Below are 23,937 nucleotides of genomic sequence, written 5' to 3' on the forward strand. Positions count from 1 at the left end.
CAGGGAATTCAGAACAGTCGATACTACGGGGAAATCAATGCGCCTTCACCGCGTACCCGAGGGGTAAGCGGTGAAGGCGACGGGCGCACTTAACCGATGGCGTTGAACAGGCTCAGCTGGCTGACGCGTGCGAAAGCCGCCTGCGAAGCCTGAAGCAAGGTCTGCTGCTGGGTAAGGCGGACCAGCACGGTGGCAGGGTCCGAGTCACGGATCGACGACTGCGTGGTGCTGTTGGCAATGCTCAGACTCTCGTTGGTGTTTTGCTGGATTTCCAGCGCCTTGCCACGGGCACCGATATCGGTGACTGCCGTGTTGAGCGCGTCCTGACCGCTCTGGATATTGGCGATGGCCGAATCCAGGTCTGCACGCAGTTGCTGGTAGGCCGCGTTGTCGCCGTCGATCGGCTTGCTCAACGCCGTACGCAACTGGGCGACGGTGTCCAGAACGTTCTGGGTCTGGTGGTTGTCGACGTTCACCACGTACTGGTCACCGGACTGCTGCGCGGGCGTGCTGGTGAAGGTGAAGTCCACACCGGCAGCCGAGGCGACGTTGCCAGTCATGGCACCACTGGCCACCGGGCGGCTGTCAGCGGTCAGCGGCTGGGCATAGAGTTCGAAGTCCGTGGCGCTGGTGAACTTGATGACCGCACCGCCATTGGGAAACATGGCTTTGTACTGGGCCGGATCAGTGATGCTGATCGACGATACCTGAGCACTCGACGGGTTGCCCGGGCTACGGGTCGCAGTGATGGTATCGGGCTTGCTTTGCAGGGTGAAGGTATGACCTGCCACCGCTGCATCCGGAACGTCGCCGTCCTGAAGGTTGATGTTCAGCCGCATGTCCACACCACGGAAGCTGATCATCGATCCGCCTACGGTATCGGGATCGAATTTACCGCCCTGGGTGGCCTCGGCGGTCACATCGTTGCCCAAGCTGTCGGTGATGCTGAACTCGGTACTGCTGAGCATGGTGACTGTGTACGGCTGACCACTGCGGAAGCGATCGTTGTACGTGACGCTGCCGGACACTTGCCCATTGGACAGCTTCACGCGGCCATCATCCACCGCGGGGGCGCTCAGGCTGGTTTCGGTGCGGCTGGTGTTGAGGGCTTGCTCGAATACGCTATAGCCAGAGCTGTTGCCGGCCATCTTGAGCATGTCACCAACCTGCAGCTCCAGCTGGGTCTGGTCACCTTGATAAGAATAGGTACCATCGGCATTGCGCACGAACGGCGCGGTGTCGGTACTGGAACCGGCAAACAGGTACTGGCCGTTCTCATCACGGCTGTTCATGAGGCTCAACAGCTGGTCTTCCAACTGCCCCAGCTCGGCTGCCTTGGCCTTGCGTTCGGTGTCGGTGTAGCCGGCATTACCCGACTCGATCGCCAGCTCGTTGACCCGCGTCAGGATCGTGTTGATCGAATTGAGCGTGGTCTCGGTCTGGTTCAGCGAGTTGGTGATGTTTGTCGCGTTGGTCTTGTACTGGGCCAGCATGTCTGCCTGATTACCCAGCTGCAGCAGACGTGCAGCCCCCACCGGATCATCGGCAGCGGTATTGACCCTGACGAAGGAACTGGCCTCTTCGTTGGTCTTGATCAGGTTGGAATAGTTGCGCTGGTAGTTCGCCGCGCTGGTCTGGTAGAACTGGGCCGTGGAAATACGCATGGATCAATACTCCTTAAAGCGCAGCGATCAGGGTGTTGAAGATGTCCTGCGCCGTCTTGATGATCTGCGACGAGGCCGTGTAGTACTGCTGGTACTTGATCAGGTTGCTGGCTTCTTCATCCAGCTGCACGCCGGACAACGAATCACGGGCACCGGCAGCCTGGGTAAGGATGACGCCGGTTGCCTGGGTGTCCATCTGGCCCTGCTTGGCCTGGGCACCCACACTTTCCACCAGTTTGCCGTAGGCATCGGTAATGCTGATGCCCTTGGTCGAACCAATGTCCATCGTCTGTTTGGTCTGCAGCTCCTGCAGGGACAGTGCATTGCGGTTGTCCGAGGAGCCTGCGCCGGTCAACGATACGGTAAAGCTGTCGCCATTCTTGGGCGAGCCGGCTACATCCATCTCGAAGCTGAATGACTTCTGGACGCCGCTGGCGTCATTGATCGGGTTGCCCGAGGCATCGATCATTGGCACATCGAGCTTCAGGGTATTGCTTTGCCCCGGAATGAAGGTGCCGGTGCCAATACTGTTGCCCTTGGCATCGAAGGCTTCGTAGGTTTGCGGTGAGGTGGTTTCGTCACCGAACACCAGGCGCACCGGGGTGGAATACTTTATGCCGGTTTGCAGCTCCAGACGCTGGGCAGGGTCGGCGATGTCCAGCACCGAGGTCAGGACCGGCTGGGTGATGACACCGGTACCGGTATTGCCGCTGCCGGATGTGGCGGTCAGCGGTGCGGCCAAGGCCAGCCGCTTGGCGTCGGTAAGCACCACATCGATTTCTGCCGAGGCATTGCGGGTCGGGGTGATCTTGAAGCTGTCCCCCACTGCAGCAGTACCGCTCTTGAGGTCGATGCTGAAACCGTCGATCACCGGTGCCGGGTCGTCGTTGGTGCTGTAGGTGCCCATGTCCGTGCCGTCAGGCAGCTTCTTGACCTGGAACTTGTCCGCGGTCGGGCCAACGAACGTCACCTGATAGTCACTGGTGCTCAGCTTGCCGGTATCGCGGATGACAACGTTCAGGGCGGCGTCGCCAGCATTGCCAATCTTGGCAGTGCTGCGCGCAGACATGGCTTTGTCGCTGTTGATGTCGCCAAACAGAGCAGCGCCGAATTCACCGTTCTTGTCGATACCTTGGCCGAGCTGCGAGTTGATCTGCTGCGACACCACCAGCGCGATACGACCCAGCTCGTTCATGGCCGGCGCCAGGGTTTCACTGCGGTAGCGCAACAGCCCACCCATTTCACCACCGGTGATGCTGTTGGTGATGTCCATGGTGGTGCTGCCACGATCGAGCTTGATCGCAAACTGCGTAGGGTCGGTGGCGCTGGGTTCAGCGCTCATCTTGTTGGTGGTCTTGCCCAGTACCAGTGACTGGCCGTTCTTCAGGTAGACGTCGATATTGCCGTCACGCTCGACGGTTTGCACGCCCACCAACTCATTGAGCTGGCGCACGGCCTCGTTGCGCTGATCGAGCAGGTCGTTGGGCTGACCATTGACTGCCGAAACCTTGGAAATCTGCTCGTTGTACTGCGCGATACTGGAGGTCAGCTCGTTGATCCGGGCGGTCATCGAGCTCAAGTTGCCATTGATGTTGGTGTTCTGCTCCTTGAACTGGGCAGACAGGCTGTTGAAGCGATTGGCCAACGCATCGGCATTGCTTAACAACAGCTGGCGGGAAGCATCTTCGGTCGGTTTGTTGGCGGCGCTCTGCAAGGCAGAAAAGAAGTTGGTCAGCGCGCCAGTGATACCGGTGTTGCTGTCAGACAACAAGTTGTTGAGCGGCGTGACCTGATTCAGGTAGGCGGTGCTGTCACTGTTGAGCGAGGTGGCGGTCTGCAACTGTGCATCCAGGAAGGCGTTGTACACCCGGCGCACATCCGCCAGCGTCGTACCGGTGCCCATGAACAACTGGCCTTCCTGGAGCGAGCCTTTGGCACGCTGGATGTTCTGCTGACGGGAGTACCCGGCGACATCGGCGTTGGCGATGTTGTTGCCTGTGGTATGCAGACCCGACTGGGAGGCCGACAATCCCGACATGCCAATGTTGATCAAACTCGCCATGTTTCCATACCCTTAAAGTGGTGTTGTGGTACCGAGCGATGCATAGCTCTCGTACGACTTCATCTGTCTTGCGATCTGCGAGATCTTGCTGGCGTAATTCGGGTCGGTGGCGTACCCGGCCTTTTGCAACTCTTGCACGAACTGTTCTGGCTTATCGGCCGCCTTCACCGCTTCTTGATAGCGGGAATTGTTCTGCAGCAGGCTCACCAGGTCGTGGAAGCTGTCCTGGTAGGAATCGTACGAGCGGAACGCTGCCGTCTCCTTGACGAACTGGCCGTCACGGAACTCGCTGGTGATCGCCCGCGCCGAATCGCCTTCCCAATTGCCCGTGGCCTTGATGCCGAACAGGTTGTGGCTGCTGCTGCCATCGCTGTTGCGCATGACCGACTTGCCCCAACCGGTTTCCAGGGCGGCCTGGGCCACCAGGTAACGCGGGTCGACACCGATACGCTTGGCGGCTTGTTCGGCCATCGGCAGCATGGTGGCGACGAATGCGTCGCTGTCGGCGAACGCTTTCTTCGGCGCCAAAGGAGGCTGCGCCACGGCACGGCCGGTGATGCGCAGGCCGCGTTCGGGCACGGCAAAGCTCTGGGCCACCTGCTGCCCATCGCGGGCCGGCACGGCGGCGGTATTGGTGGCCGCCGCCGGATTGTCCGCCGAGGGCACGATACCGGCCAGCAAGCGGTCGGTCAGCTTGCCCGGCAACGCCAGGCGCCGTGAATTGAGCGCGGCAACGTCGTTGCGGCTGGCAGCCGACTGCGCGGCATGTACCGGCTCGGCTACCTTGTTGCCCCACAGCGCCGGCGCACTGCCCTCGATACGCGGGAACGGGCTGGTGTTGACCGGCGCGCTCTTGTTCTTCGACAGCTGGCGCACCAGCACGTCCTGCAGGCCGATACCACCACCCTCGCGGGACATGCTCACGGCCAGCTGCTGGTCGTACATGTCGCGGTACTGCTTGACCGTCGCGCTGTTCATCGGGTTGTCATCGGCCAGTACATCACTGGCCTTGCGCGAGGCCTTGAGCATTTCGCTGATGAACAGCGACTCGAACTCCTGGGCCACCTTGCGCACGTTGGCGTCGCTGTCGCGATCACCGTGCTTGAGCGAGCTCAGGCGATTGAGGTCGGTGTAGGCGCCGCTGTCGGCCGCGCTGGAAACCAGGCTTTTCGAGTTCATGCGTGGCGTCCTCAGATCACGATCAGGTCGGCCTGCAAGGCGCCGGCCTGTTTCAGGGCTTCGAGGATGGCCATCAGGTCGCTGGGCGCTGCGCCCACCTGGTTCACCGCACGGACGATTTCATCCAGCGTGGTGCCCGGGCCGAACTTGAACATCGGCTTGGCTTCCTGTTGCGCGTTGACCCGCGAGCGCGGCACCACGGCCGTCTCGCCATTGGAGAACGGCCCCGGCTGGCTGACGATCGGGTCTTCGGTGATGGTCACGGTCAGGCTGCCGTGGGTCACCGCCGCCGGCGAGACTTTGACGTTCTGCCCGATCACGATGGTGCCGGTACGCGAATTGATGATGACCTTGGCAACAGCCTGGCCCGGGTCGATCTCCAGGTTTTCGAGGATCGACAGGTAGTCCACACGCTGGGTCGGGTCCATCGGCGCGCTGACGCGCACCGAGCCGCCATCCACGGCCTGGGCCACGCCTGGGCCCAGCAGTTCGTTGACCTTGTCGACGATACGCTTGGCGGTGGTGAAGTCGGGCCGGTTGAGGTTCAACGTCAGGCTATTGCCCTGGTTGAAACCACTCGGTACTGCACGCTCCACCGAAGCGCCACCCGGGATACGGCCTGCCGACGGAACGTTGACGGTGATCTTCGAGCCATCGCGGCCTTCGGCATCGAAGCCGCCGACCACCAGGTTGCCCTGGGCGATCGCATAGACGTTGCCGTCGATACCCTTGAGCGGCGTCATCAGCAGGCTGCCGCCGCGCAGGCTCTTGGAGTTGCCGATCGAGGACACGGTAATGTCCACCACCTGGCCCGGCTTGGCGAATGGCGGCAGGTCGGCATGCACCGACACCGCAGCGACGTTTTTCAGCTGCACGTTGCCGGAGCCGGCGGGCACTTTGATGCCGAACTGCGACAGCATGTTGTTGAACGTCTGCAGGGTGAATGGCGTCTGGGTGGTCTGGTCACCCGTGCCGTTGAGCCCCACCACCAGGCCGTAACCGATCAACTGGTTGGAACGCACGCCCGAGATACTGGCGATGTCCTTCAGGCGCTCGGCATGGGCGCCGAACGCACAGGACAGAAGCAAGGTTGCGGCAATCAGTTGCCTGACGTTGAACATGTTCATCCGTACTCAGAAGGGCCAAAGCGGGCTGAGGAAGAAACGGTCCAGCCAACCAGGCTGGCTGGCGTCGGCGAAGGAACCGGTACCCGAATAGGTGATGCGCGCATCGGCCACACGGGTGGACGGCACTGTGTTGTCGGTGGCGATGTCGTCGGCGCGGATCAGGCCGGCGATGCGCACCAGCTCTTCGCCGGTGTTCAGGGTCATCCACTTCTCACCACGCACGGCGATGATGCCGTTGGGCAGCACTTCAGCGACGGTGACAGTGACCGAACCCGTCAGCGTATTGCCTTGGGTAGCCTTGCTGTCGCCCTTGGTGGCGCGCTCACCGCTGTAGCCCGCTTCCAGCGACAGATCGCCGCTGCCGAACGGGTTGTTGGTGCTCGGCGTGGCACCGAACAGCGAGGTCAGGCCGATGTTGGCGCTGCTGTCCTTCTGGATCTGCGAACCGGCATTCTTGCTGGCCGAGGTGCGTTCGTTGAGCGTGATGGTGATGATGTCACCGACGCGGAACGCCTTGCGGTCGCTGTACAGGTTCTGCTCGAAACCGGCCTGGTAGATCGAACCGTTGTTGGCCGCTGCCGGCAACGGGGTGCGCGGCAAAACCGGCGCGTAGTACGGGTCGTTGGGCTTGGCCGTCGGCGCGACGCAACCAGCCAGCAACACCGCCCCCCCCAGGGCGAACAGGGACAACAGACGATTCATGACGCTTACCTCACGGTGTAACAGGGACTTGGGCTTACAACTGCTGGGTGACAAACGACAGCATCTGGTCGGCGGTGGAGATGACCTTGGAGTTCATCTCGTAGGCGCGCTGAGTGGTGATCATGTTCACCAGCTCTTCCACGGTGCTGACGTTGGAGTTTTCCAGGGTCTGCTGCAGGGTGGTGCCGAAGCCGTTCAGGCCTGGGGTACCGACCTGTGGGGCACCACTGGCAGCAGTTTCCAGGAACAGGTTGTCGCCGATCGCCTGCAGGCCGGCCGGGTTGATGAAGTCGGCGGTCTGGATGTTGCCGATCACCTGCGCTGCCGGGTTGCCCGCAGTGGTGATCGACACGGTGCCGTCCTGACCGACGGTGAAGGTCTGGGCGTCGTTCGGCACGACCACCGCAGGCTCCAGCGCAAAACCATTGGCGGTGACGATCTGGCCGTCGGAGTTCAGGTGGAAGGTACCGTCACGGGTATACGAAACCGTTCCGTCCGGCTGCAGCACCTGGAAGAAACCACGGCCGTTGACCGCCATGTCCAGCGGGTTTTCGGTGGTCTGCAGGCTGCCGGTCTGGAAGTTTTTCTGAGTGCCGACGATGCGCACACCGGTACCGACCTGCAGGCCCGACGGCAGTTCGCTGTCCTGGGTGGACTGCGCGCCTGGCTGGCGTTTGATCTGGTACAGCAGGTCCTGGAACTCGGCGCGGTCACGCTTGAAGCCGGTGGTCGACACGTTGGCCAGGTTGTTGGAAATGACCGTCAGGTTGGTGTCCTGGGCGGACAGGCCGGTTTTAGCGACCCAAAGAGCCGGAAGCATCAGTATTCTCCTCGTGCGCCTGTTTTACGGCACCCGTTCAAGTGTGGTTAGCCGAGTTGCAAAACACGCGCCATGGCTTCGTCGCCTTCCTTGGCCGCGTTCATCATTTTCACGTGCAGTTCGAATTGGCGAGAAAGCGCCAGCACCGACGTCATCTCTTCGACGGCATTGACGTTGCTGCCCTCCAGGAAGCCCGATACGACCTTGACGTTGACGTCGGCAGCAGCCGGCTGGCCGCTGGCGGTGTGGATCAGCCCGTCCAGGCCCTTGGTCAGGCCTTTGGTGTCCGGGTTGACCAGCTTGATCCGGTCGACTTCAGCCATCACCCGCGGGTCTTCACCCATGGAGCGGATGCTGATGGTGCCGTCAGCGCCGACTTCGACCTTCTGCTCTGGCGGAATGGCGATCGGGCCGCCGTTGCCGATCACCGGCATGCCATTGCCGGCGCGCAGCACGCCGAGGGCATCGATGTTCAGGCTACCGGTACGCACGTAGGCTTCGCTGCCATCGGGGGCCTGCACGGCAATGAAGCCCTGCCCCGCCACCGCCACATCCAGGTCACGCCCGGTCTCGACCATGGGCCCTTCACTGAAGTCGGTGGCAGGACGCTCGGTCATGGCATACGCCCGCGACGGAAAGCTGTCACCAAACACCGGCATCGAGCGCGCCTGCTCCAGGTCACGCTGGAAACCATTGGTGGAAATGTTCGCCAGGTTGTTGGCATGGGCCTTCTGCGCCAGCGCGTTCTGGCTGGCGCCGGTCATGGCCACGTAAAGCATCTTGTCCACAGTCATCCTCCGCTGCACTGGCGATTGCTTGCCGCTCGCCGTTGCTGTGCAGGCACTCAAGCAAGTTCCGAACCAACTTTTTGAAATCGTGGAATAGCCCGTAAATACAGGCTTTGAGGGGAGCTGCCGACCATGAGAACGCCGGTTATCCGGCGCCGGGTTGCCGGTGGCGGCAAAGCAGGTGTTTGCACCGGCCTCATCGCCGGCAAGCCGGCGATGAGGCCGGTGCAGGCAATCACCGATCGCGGCAACCGCCATTGTTGTAGGGCCCGGCAAAGCGCTTCCAACCATCCCCCGGCGACCACTGCGAGCACACCAGGCGCCCATCCACCTGGCTTTCCCAGCGCCACCAGGGCGCAGTACCGGCCTGCGCCTGATACAGGCAGAAGGCAGCGAGCAACGCGACAAGCAACCTTTTCATGAAACACTCCTGCAAAAACGACAAACCCCTTCACGACAAAGGGGTTCGCCTTCACACCATTAACCCGCGACCATCAAGTCATCTGAATGATGGTCTGCATGATGGTGCTTTCGGTGGAGATGGTCTTGGCGTTCGCCTGGTAATTGCTCTGCGCCTTGATCAGCTCGACCAGCTCCTGGGTCAGGTTGACGTTCGAAGCCTCCAGCGCATTGGACTCGACGCTACCCAGCGTACCGGTCTTGGGCTCATCGATGCCGGGAATGCCGGAAGAGAAGGTTTCGGTCCAGCGGGTGCCACCGATCTGCTGCAGCCCCTGCTCGTTGGCGAAACTGGCCAGTGCCACCTGGCCAATGGCGCGCGACTGCTGGTTGCTGAAGCTGGCAAACAGCACGCCGGTGGAGTCGATGCTCAGGCTCGACAGGATACCGGTGGCGTAGCCATCCTGGGACTGCGACATGCGCGCGGTCTCGGTGTTGTAGGACGTGGTGCTGTTCATCGACAGTTTCATGCCGTCGGCGTTGCCGGCAGCGCCATTGGACGCCCAGTTGCCCGCCGCATCTTCCACCGCCGGCACCCAACCAGTCATGGTGAAGGTGTTGTTGGTCACGGTGAACGATGCACCCGCCGGGTGCCCTGTGTTATCGGCAGTCATGCTGCTGACAGAACCATCGCTGCTGAAACTGATGGTGCCGGTCAGCGGCGTGGTGGAAGCAGGATCGAACGGGTTACGACCGTCGACCAACGTGTACATGGTCCATTCGTTCGTACCGGTTTTGCGGTAGAACTGCTCCATGGTGTGCTCGTTACCCTGGCTGTCGTACACCTTGGTCGGGAACGACTTGGAATAGGTCGTCTCGTCGGTAGGATCGAACGGCAGGTTCGGCACCATGGCGCCCGTACCATCATCGATTTCCAACGGAATGTCGGTGGCCGACGAATTCAGGTTGATGCCTTGGTCGATCAGCGAGGTGGCCTTGGGCTGCAGCGCCGACGTATCGATCTGCAGGTCGGTCAGCACGCCCTTCTGGATCTTGCCGGTCGCATCGGCAGCGTAGCCTTGCAGGCGCAGGCCGTCCGAGGTGACCACGAAGTTGTTCTTGTCGGCCTGGAAAGCACCGGCACGGGTGTAGACACGCGAGCCGTTGTCGGAGAGGACGAAAAAGCCCTGCCCCTGGATACCCATGTCCAGCACGTTACCCGTGTTATTGACGTCACCCTGGGAGAACTGCTGCGAGATCGCCGCCAGACGCACGCCGTTGCCGACCTGGTTCTTGCCCACACCCAGGCGATTGGCGCCAGCATAGACGTCGGCGAACTCGGCACGCGAGGATTTGAAGCCGGTGGTATTGACGTTGGCGATGTTGTTGCCGGTAACGTCCAGCTGCTTGTTGGCTGCGTACAGACCGCTAAGGCCGATATTGAAAGACATGAATTCGCTCCTGTGCCGCGCTAGCGGGCCTTAGATACCGATGGTTTGTACGTCAGAGAGGGAGACCTTGCCGACGCCCGCAAGGTTGAGCACCATTTCGCCGGTGGCATTGAAGCTGACACTGGTCACCTTCGCTGGCAGCAGCGTGCTCATCTGCACCGACTGGCCATCCACGGTGGTGCTGGCGGTGAAGGTGTAGGTACCCGGGTCGACCTTCTCGCCACTGTTGTTGGTGCCGTCCCAGATGAAATCGGCATAACCGGCTGCCTGCTCACCCAACTCGATGGTCTTGACGGTGTTGCCGTCCTTGTCCTTGATGGTGATCTTCGCTTCACTGATTGCCTGCGGCACGACGAACTGCGCATTGAAGCTCTGGGTGGTATCGACCACCGCCTTGTCGTTCTGCACCACCACCGAACGGCCGACCAGCGACGAGGCCTGCAGGGCCTGGGACGAAGCCATGGCATTGGTGATGCTGCTGACCGATTCGTTCAGGGAGGTGATGCCTTCCAGGCTGCTAAACTGCGCCAACTGGGCCACGAACTCGCCGTTCTCCTGCGGGTCCAGCGGGTTCTGGTGCTGCATCTGGGTAACCAGCAACTGCAGGAACGCGTCCTTGCCAAGCGCGTCGGTACCGGTCTTGGACGCGGTATCGGTGGCTTTCTTGGCGGTACCACCGACGCCCGACGCTGTCAGGACATCATTTAGGTTCACACCGCTACTGCTATCGACTGCCATGGTCTGGATTCCTTATCACTGACCCAGGGTCAGTACTTTCTGCATCATGTTCTTGGCGGTGTTCATCAGCTCGGCGTTGGTCTGGAACGCGCGGCTGGCGGAGATCATGTCAGCCATCTCCTCGACCACATTGACGTTCGGGTAGTAGACGTATCCGTCCTTGTTCGCCGCCGGATGGTTGGGTTCGTAGCGTGCTTCGAGGTTGCTCTGGTCTTCGATGATGCCCTTGACCTGCACACCCTGCCCTGCCTCGCCCTGATCTTCGAACAGCGACTGGCTGCCGCCGGCTTGCGCATTCTGGAAGGTGGTGGCAAACACCGGGTGCCGCGCGCGGTAGGTCTGGTCGATGCTCGACGAAACGGTCTCGGCGTTGGCGATGTTGGAAGCAACGGTGTTGAGGCGGGTGTTCTGCGCACTCATGCCGCTACCGGCAATGTTGAAGACACTGGACAGGGACATGGTCATTCTCCTCGCAGGGCCGATACCAGCCCTTTGAATTTACTGTTGAGCAAGGTGAAGCTGGCCTGGAAGCCAATGGCGTTTTCCGTGTAGTTCGATTGCTCGATCTGGGCGTCCACGGTGTTCTGGTCGATCGACGGCTGCGTCGGCGTGCGGTACTGCAGCGTGTCGTCGGCCATTGCCAGGCCTTCGGCCTCGATGTGGCGGCTGTTGGTACGGTCCATGGCAAAGCGGCCACCGCTCTGCTGCTTCTGGCTTTCGGCGGCGAGCACCGAAGAGAAGTCCATGTCACGCGCCTTGTAATTGGGCGTGTCAGCGTTGGCGATGTTGTTGGCCAGCACTTCGGCGCGCTGGGCGCGGAAGCCCAGGGCCTTTTCATGGATGCCAAGCGCCTTGTCGAAACTGATGCTCATGTCGGGGAAACCTTCGAAGGTTGACCGGAATATCGTTGGCCAAGCTATAGCAAGGGCTGTGCCAATGTTTTGAAAGGCCGGAAACATTGGGCTGGAGCAGGGATGGCTGATGGCGCGATGCCAGAAAAGCGGCAAAAGGCTTCCGCCTGGAGAAGGGAAAGCGGCAATTGCCGGGCGGCAAAAGCGGCAAAACAAAAAATTGACGTCAAGCGGCGTGAGTGGCGACGGGGTGCAAAAGGCCTGCTTTTAGAGTGCGGGTTTCTTGAGATCGAACGCCGCGCTGGCGGCGCTCGATGTCAGGCTTCCCAAAACAGCCCGCAGCCCATCACTTGGCCTGGTAAATGATTCCCGGGCTGCACTGCACCATCTGGTAATGGTCCGGCAAACCATTGAGCGCCTCGGACGCCCCCAGGAAAAGATACCCACCCGGCTTCAGGGTGCTGTGAATACGCAGCAAGATGTCTTTCTTCACCTGTGCCGAGAAATAGATCAACACATTCCGGCAAAACACGATGTCGAACTTGCCCAGCGCGGCATAGCTGTCGAGCAGGTTGAACGAGCGGAACTCGACCCGGCTGCGAATGGCCGGTTTCACCGCCCAGCGCCCTGGCCCCTTGGTGTCGAAGTAGCGCTGCAAGCGCTCCTGGGACAGGCCACGGGCGATCGCCAGGCTGTCGTACTCGCCGGTCTTGCAGTTGTTCAGCATCGAACCGGACAGGTCGGTGGCAACGATCTGCGCACCCATCTTCAACTGGCCCAGGTTGCTGCGCTCGAACTCATCGATGGCCATCGAAATGGAGTACGGCTCCTGGCCCGACGAGCAGGCCGCCGACCACATGCGCAGGCGCTGGCCGGGGTTGTTCTTGATGAACTCGGGAATGACCTTGTTCTTCAGCACTTCGAATGGGTAGGTATCGCGAAACCACAAGGTTTCGTTGGTGGTCATCGCATCCACCACCTGCTCGCGCAAGCCGCCACGTGGCTGGGCCTGGATGCGCTGCACCAGCTCACCCAGGCTCTTGATGCCCTGCTGCTCCATCAGCTTGTTCAGACGGCTGGAGACCAGGTACTGCTTGTTCTCACCCAGCAGGATGCCACAGGCTTTCTCCAGGAATACCCGGAACTGTTCGAAATCCAAATTACCCGTAGACACTACTGCGGCCTCTTTTCAATCACAGGTACCGGGAGTCGCCTCCCGGCTACTTCAATGCGTTGCCTTGATCCGGTCGACCACGCGCTGGGCCAGGTCGTCCGGCTTGAACTTGGCCAGGAAGTCATCGGCACCGACCTTCTTGACCATCGCCTGGTTGAACACCCCGGACAACGAAGTATGCAGGCAGATATGCAGTTTTTGCATGCGCGGGTCACTGCGGATCTCGGCCGTCAGCGTATAGCCGTCCATCTCTGGCATCTCGATGTCCGAAATCATCATCAGGAACTCTTCTTCCGGCCGCTTGCCCTCGTCCACCAGCTTGCGCAGGTAGTCCAGGGCCTGGCGCCCATCATTGAGCGCCACCACCTCGACACCGACCGTCTGCAGGCAGCGGCTGACCTGCTTGCGCGCCACCGACGAATCATCGACGGTCAGCACACGCAGCAGTACGGCCTTGTCCTGCGTCTCGGCATCGACCACACCGGCTGACACCGACTCGGACGACGGCGCCACCTCGGCCAGCACCTTTTCCACGTCGATGATTTCAACCATGCGGTTGTCCACCCGGGTGACCGCAGTCAGGTAGTGATCGCGGCCGGTGCCCTTGGGTGGCGGGTGGATCTCTTCCCAGTTCATGTTGACGATGCGCTCCACCGAGTGCACCAGAAAACCCTGGGTCTTGGTGTTGTACTCGGTGATGATCACGAAGCTGTTGCGAGTCTCTTCCTTCAGCCCGGGCAAACCGGTGGCCATCGACAGGTCGAGAATCGGAATGGTCGCCCCACGAATGTTGGCCACACCACGCACCACCGGGTGGGACTTGGGCAGCACGGTCAGCTCAGGGCATTGCAGCACCTCGCGGACCTTGAACACGTTGATGCCGTAAAGCTGCGCGCCATTGAGGCGGAACAGCAGCAACTCCAGGCGATTCTGCCCAACCAGCTGTGTGCGCTGGTTGACTGAATCCATAACCCCCGCCATGCCTGACTCCTTTTTCTTTCTGCCATTTCGTAGCCACTCCTACAGCGAGTCGGCACGGGCTTTGCTTTTTTGAGCGTCATGTACACGAAAACGACAATTTTCCGACGACTGACGCACCTGCTGAGCGGCTCGCTGGCTGCGCTGTGCCTGCTGGCACCCGGCGCTCGCACGCTGGCGGACGCGGTTACCTTGCCTGAACAGCTTATCGGTGTCACCCAAGGGTTTCTTGAATTCACCGTAGAGGATTACCTGGCCACGACCCAGACAGCAGGCCGCTACGAAATACAGGTCAACTCGCTCGACCCGCGCCTGCGCATGCCCCTGTGCAGCCAGCAACTGGACGCCTCGCTGGAAAGCCCGGCGCAGCCACTGGGGCGTGTAACGATACGTGTAGCCTGCAACGGCGCCGCGCCGTGGACCGTCTTCGTACCGGCAACAGTGCGGCTGTTCCGCGATGTGGTGGTGGTTACCCGCCCGCTGAAGCGCCAGAATATCGTTGGCGAAGGTGACGTGGCCCTGCGCGAACGTGACGTTGGCACCCTCACCCAAGGCTTTCTCACCGACCTCGACCAGGCGGTCGGCATGAAGATGCTGCGCCCGACGGTGATCGACCAGGTGCTGACCCCGCAGCACCTGGAGCAGGCCGAAGTGATACGCAAGGGCGATCATGTGGTGATCATCGCCCGCAGCGGCAGCCTCGCCGTACGTATGCCCGGCGAGGCCCTCAGCAAGGGCGGCCAGGGCGAACAGATCCGGGTGCGCAACCTGAATTCGCAGCGGGTAGTGAAGGCCCGGGTCACAGCCCCCGGCCAAGTGGAGGTCGCCATGTAGATTGGGCTGGCGGTGTGCAACCGCTTTTCCTAAACTGTGTCAGAACGGGTTCGCGGGCTTGCCGACAGGCGGCTAAGCATTTGTGCCTAAAGTTTCTTTCGGGATGGCCGAAAACATGGCAAGCGTCCAAATACCCAGGGGTTTCTGATCATGGTCATCGACTTCAGTCGTTTGAATAACTCTCCGTCCATCACGGGCAGCGTTCGCGGCAATGCCGCGCCCGGCAACGCCGACAAGTCCGGCGAAACCACCGCGCCGAAAAGCGCAAGCGCCAGCGGAGAAGCGGTACACCTCAGCCAAGAGGCCCAGCAGTTGCAAAAGGTCAGCGACAAGCTGCGCGACCAGCCCGTTGTCGACAATGCCCGCGTGGCACAGTTGAAACAGGCGATCGCAGATGGCAGCTACCAGGTCGATGCCGGCCGGGTCGCCAGCAAACTGCTCGATTTCGAAGCCCAGCGCTGACCGTTCGGCGCGCTGACTTCACGGACGCTTAAAAAGCCAAGAGTTAGCCATGCACGACATCACATTGCTGCAACTGATCGAAGACGACATCGCCCCTACCCAGGAGCTGCTCGACCTGCTTGAGCAGGAGGCAGTCGCCCTGCACGGGCGCGATATGGCGCCGCTGGAGGGCATTCTGGCCCGCAAGCAGTCGCTGATCGTTCTGCTCGAGCAGCAAGGCCTGCGACGCAATCACCTGCTCACCAGCCTCGGCCTCAGCGCCGACCGCGCCGGGGTGCAGGCCGTCGCTGCGCAGTCGCCGAACGGTGAAGTCATCATGCAACAACTCAACGTGCTGACCGAATTGATGGAAACCTGTCAGAAGGTCAACGAGACCAATGGCAGGATCGTTCAGGTACAACAGCACGTCACAGCCAACCAGATCAGAATCCTCATGGGCGGCGACTCTCCGTCGCTCTACGACAGCCGTGGCGCCACCTCGCCATTGGCCAAGCCCCGGGCGCTCAGCCAAGTGTGATTAGTTCTATCAAGGCACGGAACATACTGGCAAAATGCCGTTACTTGCGTGTGTCGTTTTTGCCTGGAGATTGATAACCCGTGTTCAATGAGACCGATGCTCCGCAGCCGCCAAAGGTGCTGAACACTCCTTTGGAGATTGCGGCCAACCTGCGCCAGTTGATGGAGAGCCATGATCCTTTGATCATCACCTTCCATGAGCGCAGCCAGCGCTTTCAGAGCTACGTGGTTCATGTGGACCGTGACAGCAATACCTTGGCGCTGGACGAGATGATCCCGCGCGATGGCGAAAAATTCATCGAGAACGGCGAGCCGTTCCGCGTCGAAGGTTTCCACGACGGCGTACGCATTGCGTGGGAGTGCAACCACGAACTGAGGATCACCGAGGTCGATGGCCACCGCTCATACCGCGGCGCCCTGCCGGACGAGATGACCTACCACCAGCGCCGCAATGCATTCCGCGCCGCACTGAAGCTGTCGCAGCTGGTCGATGTGATTCTCGACGGCACCCACCTCAAGGGCAATGGCGCCTTGCGCGGCAAGCTGCTGGACATCTCCGCCACGGGCTGCAAACTGCGCTTTGAAGGCAATGTCGAGGAGCGCCTGCAACTGGGCCAGGTTTACGAGCGCTTCAAGGCCAGCAGCCCGCTGGGGCTGGTGGACACCATGGTCGAGCTGCGCCACCTGCATCACGAAGAGCGGATCAACACCACTTTTGCCGGCGTGCGTTTCCATAACCTCAATGGCCAGGCGCAGCGCAAGATAGAGAGCTTCGTATACCAGTTGCAGCGCGAAGCGCGGCGGTTCGATAAAGACGATTATTGATCGCCTGCCGAACGCGCAAACGCCACCTCAAGACTAGTGCCAGTCTTTCAAGCGATTTAGCGCCGCTTTGCGGCCCATCGCCGGCAAGCCGGCTCCCACAGGGTCTGCGCAGCTCTTGAAGTCTGCGCTGTACCTGTAGGAGCCGGCTTGCCGGCGATGGGCTGCGCAGCAGCCCTAATAAAGCTAATTTTTTTGTGCCTACCCCGGCCCCGCCTCAAACCGGCTTGCTAACCTCGCCCGGATCAGCCGGTTCGGCCTTCTCTTCCGCCTCGGTATCTTCAGCCGCCACCGGCGCCTGCATCACTTCCTGCACGGTCTGTTCATCCACCCGCGGGTCGAGCGCCGCTGATAATGGCGAACCCGCCGCCGGCATGGCCACGTGCCCCAGCGGCGCATCCTGTACCTGGTGCAGCCCGGTGACCGCCTTCGGGCGAATCCGCCACACCAGCACCAGCGCGAAGAACACGAAGAAGGCATACAGCATCTGCGCGCCCAGCACCTTCATCAGCACCCCCGCCGCCAGCGGCCCGATGCACGCCCCCACGCCGTAGGTGACCAGCAGCATGGCGGTCAGCGAGACACGCCGCTCGCTTTCCACGTGGTCATTGGAAAAAGCGACAGCCAGGGGATAAAGGCAGAACTGCAGCAGCGAAATCAGAAAGCCGATGCCGAACAGCAACTCCAACGGCACATCGGGCAAGATCGCCAGCGGCGCCGCCGCCAGCGCCAGGCCCACAGCCACGCTGCGGATCAGCACGGCCCGGTCATAACGGTCGGACAACCAGCCCAACGGCCACTGCACCAGCAGCCCGGCAAAGATGCAGCTACCCATGAACAAGCCGATCTGTTCGGTAGAAAGCCCCTGGCTGGACGCATACAGCGGCGCCAGGCCGTAGAAGGAGCCGACGATCAAACCCGAACCGAGCACGGTGCTCAGCGACTGCGGCACGCGCTTGATGAAGAATTTAGGCTCCATCGGTGCCGGGCGCAGCGGCGCCGGGTGAATGCGCCGGGTCATCGCCACCGGCACCAGGCACAGGGCGAAGCACATCGCGACCAGCATCAACAGCTCAGGGCCAAGCTCGGGGTGCACCACCAGAATCAGCTGACCGAGCACCAGCCCCAGGTAGGAGGCAATCATGTAGCCGCCGAACACCGCGCCGCGGTGCTTGGCGTCGGCCTGCTCGTTGAGCCAGCTTTCGATGACCATGTACTGGCACATCATGCCCAGGCCAACGAGCATCCGCAGCCCGACCCAGGCCGGTAGCCAGTTGGTCATGCCATGGCCCAGCACTGCCGCGCAGACGATTCCGGCGCAGGTGGTATAGGCCCGGATGTGCCCTACCCGGCCGATCAGTCGGTGGCCAACCTTGCCACCAACAGCCAGGCCGAAATAGTTGGCCGCCATCAAGGCACCGACCCATAGGCTGTCGACATGATCGGCCGCCAGGCGCAGTGCCAGGTAAGTACTGAGCAGACCCGAGCCGATAAGCATCATCAAGGCAGCGAAATACAACGACTGAAACGGCTTCCAGATGTTTCGCATACGTCCCGTCGGGCTCCCTGGTCAGGTGGCGTTGGCTTGCTGGCAAGCATAAAAGCAAATCAGCCGCGGCGCAGTCCCCTGCCTGCGAAATAGCAGAACAGGGGCGCGCGCAGTAGCGTTCGTGTCGCGCTCAGGCTTGTGCCGCCAACACTCGCCGCTCCCACGGCGTGATCTCGTTGTAGAAATCAGTCAACTCGAGCGTCTTGGTGGCAGCGTAACCTTCGATGAACTCAGCCCCGAACAGTTCCCGGGCCAAGGCGCTGCGCTTGAGGCGCTCCAGCGCCGCGTGCAGGGTGCATGGCAGGCTCAGGTGCTCAGGCACCTCGAACTCACCCTGGATGGCCGGTGCAGGCTCCAGGCGCTGCTCGATGCCGTGCAGGCCGGCTGCCAGGCTGGCGGCAATGGCCAGGTAGGGGTTTGCATCTGCACCCGGCAGGCGGTTCTCCACCCGCCGCGCTACGGGGGCGCTGGCCGGAATACGCAGCCCCGCAGCGCGGTTGTCCTCCGACCAACAGGCATTGTTCGGCGACGCATAGGGATGGCACAGCCGCTGGTACGAGTTGACATTGGGCGCGAACAGCGCGGTGAAATCGGCCATGCACGCCTGCAGGCCACCTATGAAATGATGGAAGGTCTGGCTCGGCCGCCCCTGGTCATCGCTGAACACGTTTCGCCCCGTGGCGATCTCCACCAGGCTCTGATGAATATGCATCGAGCTGCCCGGCGTATGCGCCAGGGGCTTGGCCATGCACACCACTGTCAGGCCATGCTTGAGCGCGACTTCCTTGAGCAGGTGCTTGAACAGGAAGGTCTGGTCGGCCAGCAACAAGGGGTCACCGTGCAGCAGGTTGATTTCGAACTGGCTGACGCCCATTTCATGCATGAAGGTGTCGCGCGGCAGGCCCAGCGCCGCCATGCACTGATAAACCTCCTGAAAGAACGGCCGCAGGCCGTTGTTGGAACTGACACTGAATGCCGAGTGGCCGAGCTCGCGGCGGCCATCCTTGCCCAACGGCGGCAAAAATGGCTGTACAGGGTCACTGTTGGGCGCAAAGACGAAGAACTCCAGCTCGGTTGCAACGACCGGCGCCAGGCCCAAAGCGGCGTAGCGGGCGATCACCGCTTTGAGCAGCCCGCGGGTGGACAGCCCTGACGGCCGGCCATCGAGCTCATTGGCATCGCAGATCGCCAGCGCCAGGCCCTCCTCGCTCCAGGGCAAGCGGTGGATCTGCGCAGGCTCCGCCACCAGGGCCAGATCGCCATCGTCGCTGCCGTAGTATTTCGCTGGCGGGTAGCCCCCCATGATGCATTGCAACAAGACGCCACGTGCCATTTGCAGGCGCCTGCCTTCGAGGAAGCCTTCGGCAGTCATGACCTTGCCACGAGGGACACCGTTAAGGTCGGGAGTGACACATTCGATCTGGTCGATGCCCTGGAGGTGCTCGGCGAGCGAGCGCGGGGCTGCGGTGGTCATGACGCTTGTCCTTGTTGTTATGGGCTGGCAACAACATAGGCTGGGGGTGTTTAAAATATCAAGCACCTGCATCCGCAACGATGCAGTTCTTGCCCCCTCACTCGCGCAGGGTCATGCCATTGGACGGCAATGGCAGCGCCGTTTTATACCGCACCTGCTTCAAGGCAAAGCTCGACCGTATGTTCGCCACCCCCGGCAGTCGTGTCAGGTAATCGAGAAACCGCTCCAGCGCCTGGATGCTCGGCAACAGCACCCGTAACAAATAGTCGGGGTCGCCGGTCATCAGGTAGCACTCCATCACCTCCGGCCGCTCGGCGATTTCTTCCTCGAAGCGGTGCAGCGCCTGCTCTACCTGCTTCTCCAGGCTGACATGGATGAACACGTTGACATCCAGCCCCAGCACCTCTGGCGACAGCAAGGTCACCTGCTGGCGGATCACGCCAAGCTCTTCCATGGCCTTGACCCGGTTGAAACAGGGCGTGGGCGACAGGTTCACCGACCGCGCAAGTTCTGCGTTGGTGATGCGGGCGTTGTCCTGAAGGCTGTTGAGAATGCCGATATCGGTACGATCGAGTTTGCGCATGAGACAAAATCACCGGTTTTTTGTGTTTATGCGGAATGTTTATCTGCGCCGCTCGCTAAAGGCAATCAACTTGAGAGAAAAATTCTCCCGGCGTGTCACTACTATGTAATTGACGCTGACCTGCCAGTCACAAGCCGGTGATCAGCGGCGGCCGCTTCAGAGCTCACAAAAACAACATCCGAGCGAGCGTAAAAAGCATGAACGAGTACGCCCCCCTGCGTTTGCATGTGCCCGAGCCTACCGGCCGGCCAGGCTGCCAGACCGATTTTTCCTACCTGCGCCTGAACGACGCGGGTCAAGTCCGTAAACCGCCCATCGATGTCGATGCTGCCGACACCGCCGACCTGTCCAACAGCCTGGTCCGCGTGCTCGACGAGCACGGCGATGCGCTTGGCCCATGGGCCGAAGACATCGATCCGCAGCTACTGCGCCAAGGCATGCGTGCCATGCTCAAGACGCGGATCTTCGACAGCCGCATGGTGGTCGCCCAGCGCCAGAAGAAGATGTCCTTCTACATGCAGAGCCTGGGCGAAGAAGCCATCGGCAGCGCCCAGGCGCTGGCGCTGAACCGCACCGACATGTGCTTCCCCACCTACCGCCAGCAGAGCATCCTGATGGCCCGCGACGTGTCGCTGGTGGAAATGATCTGCCAACTGTTGTCCAACGAACGCGACCCGCTCAAAGGCCGCCAGTTGCCGATCATGTATTCGGTGCGCGAAGCCGGCTTCTTCACCATCAGCGGCAACCTGGCGACGCAGTTCGTACAGGCGGTCGGCTGGGCCATGGCCTCGGCGATCAAGGGCGATACCAAGATCGCCTCGGCCTGGATCGGCGACGGCGCCACGGCCGAGTCGGACTTCCACACCGCGCTGACCTTCGCCCACGTATACCGCGCCCCGGTGATCCTCAACGTGGTCAACAACCAGTGGGCGATCTCCACCTTCCAGGCCATCGCCGGCGGCGAATCGACCACCTTCGCCGGCCGTGGCGTGGGTTGCGGTATCGCCTCCCTGCGTGTGGACGGCAACGATTTCGTCGCTGTATATGCCGCCTCGCGCTGGGCCGCCGAACGCGCCCGCCGTGGCCTGGGCCCGTGCCTGATCGAGTGGGTCACCTACCGCGCCGGCCCGCACTCAACCTCCGACGACCCATCCAAATACCGCCCTGCCGACGACTGGAGCCACTTCCCGCTGGGCGACCCGATCGCCCGCCTGAAGCAGCACCTGATCAAGATCGGCCACTGGTCCGAGGAAGAACACCAGGCCGTCACCGCCGAGTTCGAAGCGGCCGTCATCGCCGCGCAAAAGGAAGCCGAACAATACGGCACCCTGGCCAACGGCCACATCCCGAGTGCAGCCTCGATGTTCGAGGACGTGTACAAGGAAATGCCCGATCACCTGCGCCGTCAGCGCCAGGAACTGGGGGTTTGAGATGAACGACCACAACAACAGCATCAAACCGGAAACCGCCATGGCCACCACTACCATGACCATGATCCAGGCCCTGCGCTCGGCCATGGATGTCATGCTTGAGCGCGACGACAACGTGGTGATCTACGGCCAGGACGTGGGTTACTTCGGCGGCGTGTTCCGCTGCACCGAGGGCCTGCAGACCAAGTACGGCAAGTCGCGCGTGTTCGACGCGCCGATCTCCGAGAGCGGTATCGTCGGCACCGCCGTGGGCATGGGTGCCTATGGCCTGCGACCGGTGGTGGAAATCCAGTTCGCCGATTACTTCTACCCCGCCTCCGACCAGATCGTCTCGGAAATGGCGCGCCTGCGCTATCGCTCGGCCGGCGAATTCATCTCGCCACTGACCCTGCGCATGCCTTGCGGTGGCGGCATCTACGGTGGCCAGACCCACAGCCAGAGCCCCGAAGCGATGTTCACCCAGGTGTGCGGCCTGCGCACGGTGATGCCCTCCAACCCGTACGACGCCAAAGGCCTGCTGATCGCCTCGATCGAATGCGATGACCCGGTGATCTTCCTGGAGCCCAAGCGCCTGTATAACGGCCCGTTCGACGGCCACCACGACCGCCCGGTGACGCCGTGGTCCAAGCACCCGCAAAGTGCCGTGCCGGACGGTTACTACACCGTGCCGCTGGACAAAGCGGCCATCACCCGCCCAGGCAACGACGTCACCGTGTTGACCTACGGCACCACCGTCTACGTGGCCCAGGTGGCCGCCGAGGAAACCGGTGTGGATGCCGAAGTGATTGACCTGCGCAGCCTCTGGCCGCTGGACCTGGACACCATCGTCGCGTCGGTGAAAAAGACCGGCCGCTGCGTGGTGGTGCATGAAGCCACCCGTACCTGCGGCTTCGGCGCCGAACTGGTAGCGCTGGTGCAGGAGCATTGCTTCCATCACCTCGAAGCGCCCATCGAGCGCGTCACCGGTTGGGACACCCCCTACCCTCACGCACAGGAATGGGCGTATTTCCCAGGCCCTTCGCGGGTAGGCGCGGCATTGAAACGGGTCATGGAGGTCTGAATGGGCACGCACGTCATCAAGATGCCGGACATTGGCGAAGGCATCGCGCAAGTCGAACTGGTCGAATGGTTCGTCAAGGTCGGCGATGTAATCGCCGAAGACCAGGTGGTGGCCGATGTCATGACTGACAAGGCCACCGTGGAAATCCCTTCGCCGGTCAGCGGCAAGGTGCTGGCCCTGGGCGGCCAGCCGGGTGAAGTGATGGCGGTCGGCAGCGAGCTGATCCGCATCGAAGTGGAAGGCAGCGGCAACCATGTGGATGTGCCGCAGGCCAAACCGGTAGAAGCCCCGGCAGCCCCAGCAGCCGCCAAGGCAGAACCGCGTGTCGAACCGCAACCGGTAGCCAGCCCGGCTGTCTCGGCGCACACCGCCGCGCCGATCGTGGCGCGCCAGGCCGACGAAAAACCTCTGGCCTCGCCTGCCGTGCGCAAGCGCGCCCTGGATGCCGGCATCGAACTGCGTTACGTGCATGGCAGCGGCCCGGCCGGGCGCATCCTGCACGAAGACCTGGATGCATTCATCAGCAAGCCGCAGAGCCCTGCGGGCCAGGCGCCAGGAGGCTACGCGAAACGCACCGACAGCGAACAGGTGCAAGTGATCGGCCTGCGCCGCAAGATCGCCCAGCGCATGCAGGATGCCAAGCGCCGTGTGGCGCACTTCAGTTATGTCGAGGAAATCGACGTCACCGCACTCGAAGCCCTGCGCCAAGAGCTCAACAGCAAGTACGGCGACAGCCGCGGCAAGCTGACCCTGCTGCCATTCCTGGTCCGCGCCCTGGTCGTGGCACTGCGCGACTTCCCGCAGATCAACGCGACCTACGACGACGAAGCCCAGGTCATCACCCGCCATGGTGCGGTGCATGTGGGGGTCGCCACACAGGGCGACAACGGGCTGATGGTACCGGTGCTGCGCCACGCCGAAGCGGGCAGCCTGTGGGGCAACGCCGGCGAGATTTCCCGGCTGGCGAGCGCCGCACGCAACAACAAGGCCAGCCGCGAGGAACTGTCCGGCTCCACCATCACCCTGACCAGCCTCGGCGCCCTGGGTGGCATCGTCAGCACACCGGTGGTCAACACACCGGAAGTGGCGATCGTCGGGGTCAACCGTATCGTCGAGCGGCCGATGGTGATCGATGGCCAGATCGTTATTCGCAAGATGATGAACCTGTCCAGCTCGTTCGACCACCGTGTGGTCGATGGCATGGATGCCGCGCTGTTCATCCAGGCTGTACGTGGCCTGCTTGAACAACCCGCCTGCCTGTTCGTGGAGTGAGC

Annotated in this window: 25 protein-coding genes; 8 read left to right on the top strand and 17 right to left on the bottom strand. The window is 61.9% G+C overall.

The genetic code is table 11. The annotated features are described in order from the left end of the window. Positions 1-89 precede the first annotated feature (89 nt). The 12 genes from ACMGF5_RS01415 to flgB all read right to left on the bottom strand — a co-directional run bounded on the left by ACMGF5_RS01415 (position 90) and on the right by flgB (position 11,802). Positions 90-1,664, bottom strand: coding sequence for a flagellar hook-associated protein 3 (locus ACMGF5_RS01415; RefSeq protein ID WP_119687560.1), 1,575 nt, complete (start codon positions 1,662-1,664; stop codon positions 90-92). A 13-nt stretch (positions 1,665-1,677) separates the two neighbouring features. Beyond that, entirely contained in the window at positions 1,678-3,726 is a 2,049-nt protein-coding gene (gene flgK / locus ACMGF5_RS01420; RefSeq protein ID WP_119687561.1) for a flagellar hook-associated protein FlgK, read from the bottom strand. Positions 3,727-3,738: 12 nt separating this feature from the next. Beyond that, a complete protein-coding gene (flgJ, locus tag ACMGF5_RS01425) occupies positions 3,739-4,905 on the bottom strand; it encodes a flagellar assembly peptidoglycan hydrolase FlgJ (protein ID WP_237860208.1) in 1,167 nt (388 codons plus the stop codon). 11 nt (positions 4,906-4,916) lie between these two features. Continuing rightward, positions 4,917-6,026, bottom strand: a complete 1,110-nt coding sequence (locus tag ACMGF5_RS01430; protein ID WP_046785428.1) for a flagellar basal body P-ring protein FlgI — start codon at positions 6,024-6,026, stop codon at positions 4,917-4,919. A gap of 12 nt (positions 6,027-6,038) precedes the next feature. Then, positions 6,039-6,734: a flagellar basal body L-ring protein FlgH gene (gene flgH, locus ACMGF5_RS01435; protein ID WP_115274174.1), complete on the bottom strand. Its 696-nt coding sequence runs from the start codon at positions 6,732-6,734 to the stop codon at positions 6,039-6,041. A 34-nt stretch (positions 6,735-6,768) separates the two neighbouring features. Then, positions 6,769-7,554, bottom strand: coding sequence for a flagellar basal-body rod protein FlgG (flgG, locus tag ACMGF5_RS01440; RefSeq protein ID WP_012315556.1), 786 nt, complete (start codon positions 7,552-7,554; stop codon positions 6,769-6,771). A gap of 47 nt (positions 7,555-7,601) precedes the next feature. Then, the gene (gene flgF / locus ACMGF5_RS01445) at positions 7,602-8,342 is read right to left on the bottom strand and encodes a flagellar basal-body rod protein FlgF (protein ID WP_119687563.1); all 741 of its coding nucleotides are present in this window, start codon (positions 8,340-8,342) and stop codon (positions 7,602-7,604) included. A gap of 235 nt (positions 8,343-8,577) precedes the next feature. Continuing rightward, the gene (locus ACMGF5_RS01450) at positions 8,578-8,763 is read right to left on the bottom strand and encodes a hypothetical protein (RefSeq protein WP_012315558.1); all 186 of its coding nucleotides are present in this window, start codon (positions 8,761-8,763) and stop codon (positions 8,578-8,580) included. A gap of 73 nt (positions 8,764-8,836) precedes the next feature. Next, a complete protein-coding gene (flgE, locus tag ACMGF5_RS01455) occupies positions 8,837-10,192 on the bottom strand; it encodes a flagellar hook protein FlgE (RefSeq protein ID WP_115274172.1) in 1,356 nt (451 codons plus the stop codon). Positions 10,193-10,222: 30 nt separating this feature from the next. Beyond that, positions 10,223-10,930 carry a flagellar hook assembly protein FlgD gene (gene flgD, locus ACMGF5_RS01460; RefSeq protein ID WP_204918586.1) on the bottom strand — a complete coding sequence of 236 codons (708 nt, stop codon included), beginning with the start codon at positions 10,928-10,930 and terminating at the stop codon, positions 10,223-10,225. A 15-nt stretch (positions 10,931-10,945) separates the two neighbouring features. Then, positions 10,946-11,389 carry a flagellar basal body rod protein FlgC gene (flgC, locus tag ACMGF5_RS01465; RefSeq protein ID WP_012315561.1) on the bottom strand — a complete coding sequence of 148 codons (444 nt, stop codon included), beginning with the start codon at positions 11,387-11,389 and terminating at the stop codon, positions 10,946-10,948. 2 nt (positions 11,390-11,391) lie between these two features. Next, positions 11,392-11,802, bottom strand: coding sequence for a flagellar basal body rod protein FlgB (flgB, locus tag ACMGF5_RS01470; RefSeq protein ID WP_012315562.1), 411 nt, complete (start codon positions 11,800-11,802; stop codon positions 11,392-11,394). 102 nt (positions 11,803-11,904) lie between these two features. Between flgB and ACMGF5_RS01475 the strand changes: the two genes are divergently transcribed. Beyond that, positions 11,905-12,147 (top strand): hypothetical protein, encoded by a 243-nt coding sequence (locus ACMGF5_RS01475; protein WP_147405220.1) that lies wholly within the window; start codon positions 11,905-11,907, stop codon positions 12,145-12,147. Here ACMGF5_RS01475 and cheR read toward each other — a convergent pair. Further along, positions 12,128-12,955 carry a protein-glutamate O-methyltransferase CheR gene (gene cheR / locus ACMGF5_RS01480; protein WP_012315563.1) on the bottom strand — a complete coding sequence of 276 codons (828 nt, stop codon included), beginning with the start codon at positions 12,953-12,955 and terminating at the stop codon, positions 12,128-12,130. The genes ACMGF5_RS01475 and cheR overlap by 20 nt on opposite strands. 51 nt (positions 12,956-13,006) lie before the next feature. Next, a complete protein-coding gene (locus ACMGF5_RS01485) occupies positions 13,007-13,936 on the bottom strand; it encodes a chemotaxis protein CheV (protein WP_039601392.1) in 930 nt (309 codons plus the stop codon). A 78-nt stretch (positions 13,937-14,014) separates the two neighbouring features. Between ACMGF5_RS01485 and flgA the strand changes: the two genes are divergently transcribed. The 4 genes from flgA to ACMGF5_RS01505 all read left to right on the top strand — a co-directional run bounded on the left by flgA (position 14,015) and on the right by ACMGF5_RS01505 (position 16,570). Then, positions 14,015-14,767, top strand: a complete 753-nt coding sequence (gene flgA, locus ACMGF5_RS01490) for a flagellar basal body P-ring formation chaperone FlgA (RefSeq protein ID WP_046785379.1) — start codon at positions 14,015-14,017, stop codon at positions 14,765-14,767. Between the two features lie 150 nt (positions 14,768-14,917). Beyond that, a complete protein-coding gene (flgM, locus tag ACMGF5_RS01495) occupies positions 14,918-15,229 on the top strand; it encodes a flagellar biosynthesis anti-sigma factor FlgM (RefSeq protein WP_414157524.1) in 312 nt (103 codons plus the stop codon). Between the two features lie 49 nt (positions 15,230-15,278). Continuing rightward, positions 15,279-15,746 carry a flagella synthesis protein FlgN gene (locus ACMGF5_RS01500; protein WP_125925159.1) on the top strand — a complete coding sequence of 156 codons (468 nt, stop codon included), beginning with the start codon at positions 15,279-15,281 and terminating at the stop codon, positions 15,744-15,746. A gap of 80 nt (positions 15,747-15,826) precedes the next feature. After that, positions 15,827-16,570, top strand: coding sequence for a flagellar brake protein (locus ACMGF5_RS01505; protein ID WP_161871683.1), 744 nt, complete (start codon positions 15,827-15,829; stop codon positions 16,568-16,570). 214 nt (positions 16,571-16,784) lie between these two features. Here the strand turns inward: ACMGF5_RS01505 and ACMGF5_RS01510 are convergent, their stop codons facing one another. From ACMGF5_RS01510 to bkdR, 3 genes are all read right to left on the bottom strand, one after another. Continuing rightward, positions 16,785-18,116, bottom strand: a complete 1,332-nt coding sequence (locus tag ACMGF5_RS01510) for an MFS transporter (protein ID WP_115274167.1) — start codon at positions 18,114-18,116, stop codon at positions 16,785-16,787. Between the two features lie 130 nt (positions 18,117-18,246). Beyond that, positions 18,247-19,488, bottom strand: coding sequence for a glutamine synthetase family protein (locus tag ACMGF5_RS01515; protein WP_168216552.1), 1,242 nt, complete (start codon positions 19,486-19,488; stop codon positions 18,247-18,249). 199 nt (positions 19,489-19,687) lie between these two features. Further along, complete coding sequence (bkdR, locus tag ACMGF5_RS01520) at positions 19,688-20,173, bottom strand: Bkd operon transcriptional regulator BkdR (RefSeq protein ID WP_012315571.1); 486 nt, start codon at positions 20,171-20,173, stop codon at positions 19,688-19,690. Positions 20,174-20,370: 197 nt separating this feature from the next. On the opposite strand from bkdR, the gene ACMGF5_RS01525 reads away from it, so the two are divergent. The 3 genes from ACMGF5_RS01525 to ACMGF5_RS01535 are packed head-to-tail and all read left to right on the top strand — an operon-like array spanning position 20,371 to position 23,935. Next, complete coding sequence (locus tag ACMGF5_RS01525) at positions 20,371-21,603, top strand: 3-methyl-2-oxobutanoate dehydrogenase (2-methylpropanoyl-transferring) subunit alpha (protein WP_012315572.1); 1,233 nt, start codon at positions 20,371-20,373, stop codon at positions 21,601-21,603. Between the two features lies 1 nt (position 21,604). Then, positions 21,605-22,663, top strand: a complete 1,059-nt coding sequence (locus ACMGF5_RS01530; protein ID WP_012315573.1) for an alpha-ketoacid dehydrogenase subunit beta — start codon at positions 21,605-21,607, stop codon at positions 22,661-22,663. Beyond that, complete coding sequence (locus ACMGF5_RS01535) at positions 22,664-23,935, top strand: dihydrolipoamide acetyltransferase family protein (protein ID WP_119687567.1); 1,272 nt, start codon at positions 22,664-22,666, stop codon at positions 23,933-23,935. It begins immediately after the preceding gene. Positions 23,936-23,937 lie beyond the last annotated feature (2 nt).

The organism is Pseudomonas sp. BNK-15 (assembly GCF_047456105.1).
GTDB lineage: Bacteria > Pseudomonadota > Gammaproteobacteria > Pseudomonadales > Pseudomonadaceae > Aquipseudomonas > Aquipseudomonas putida_E.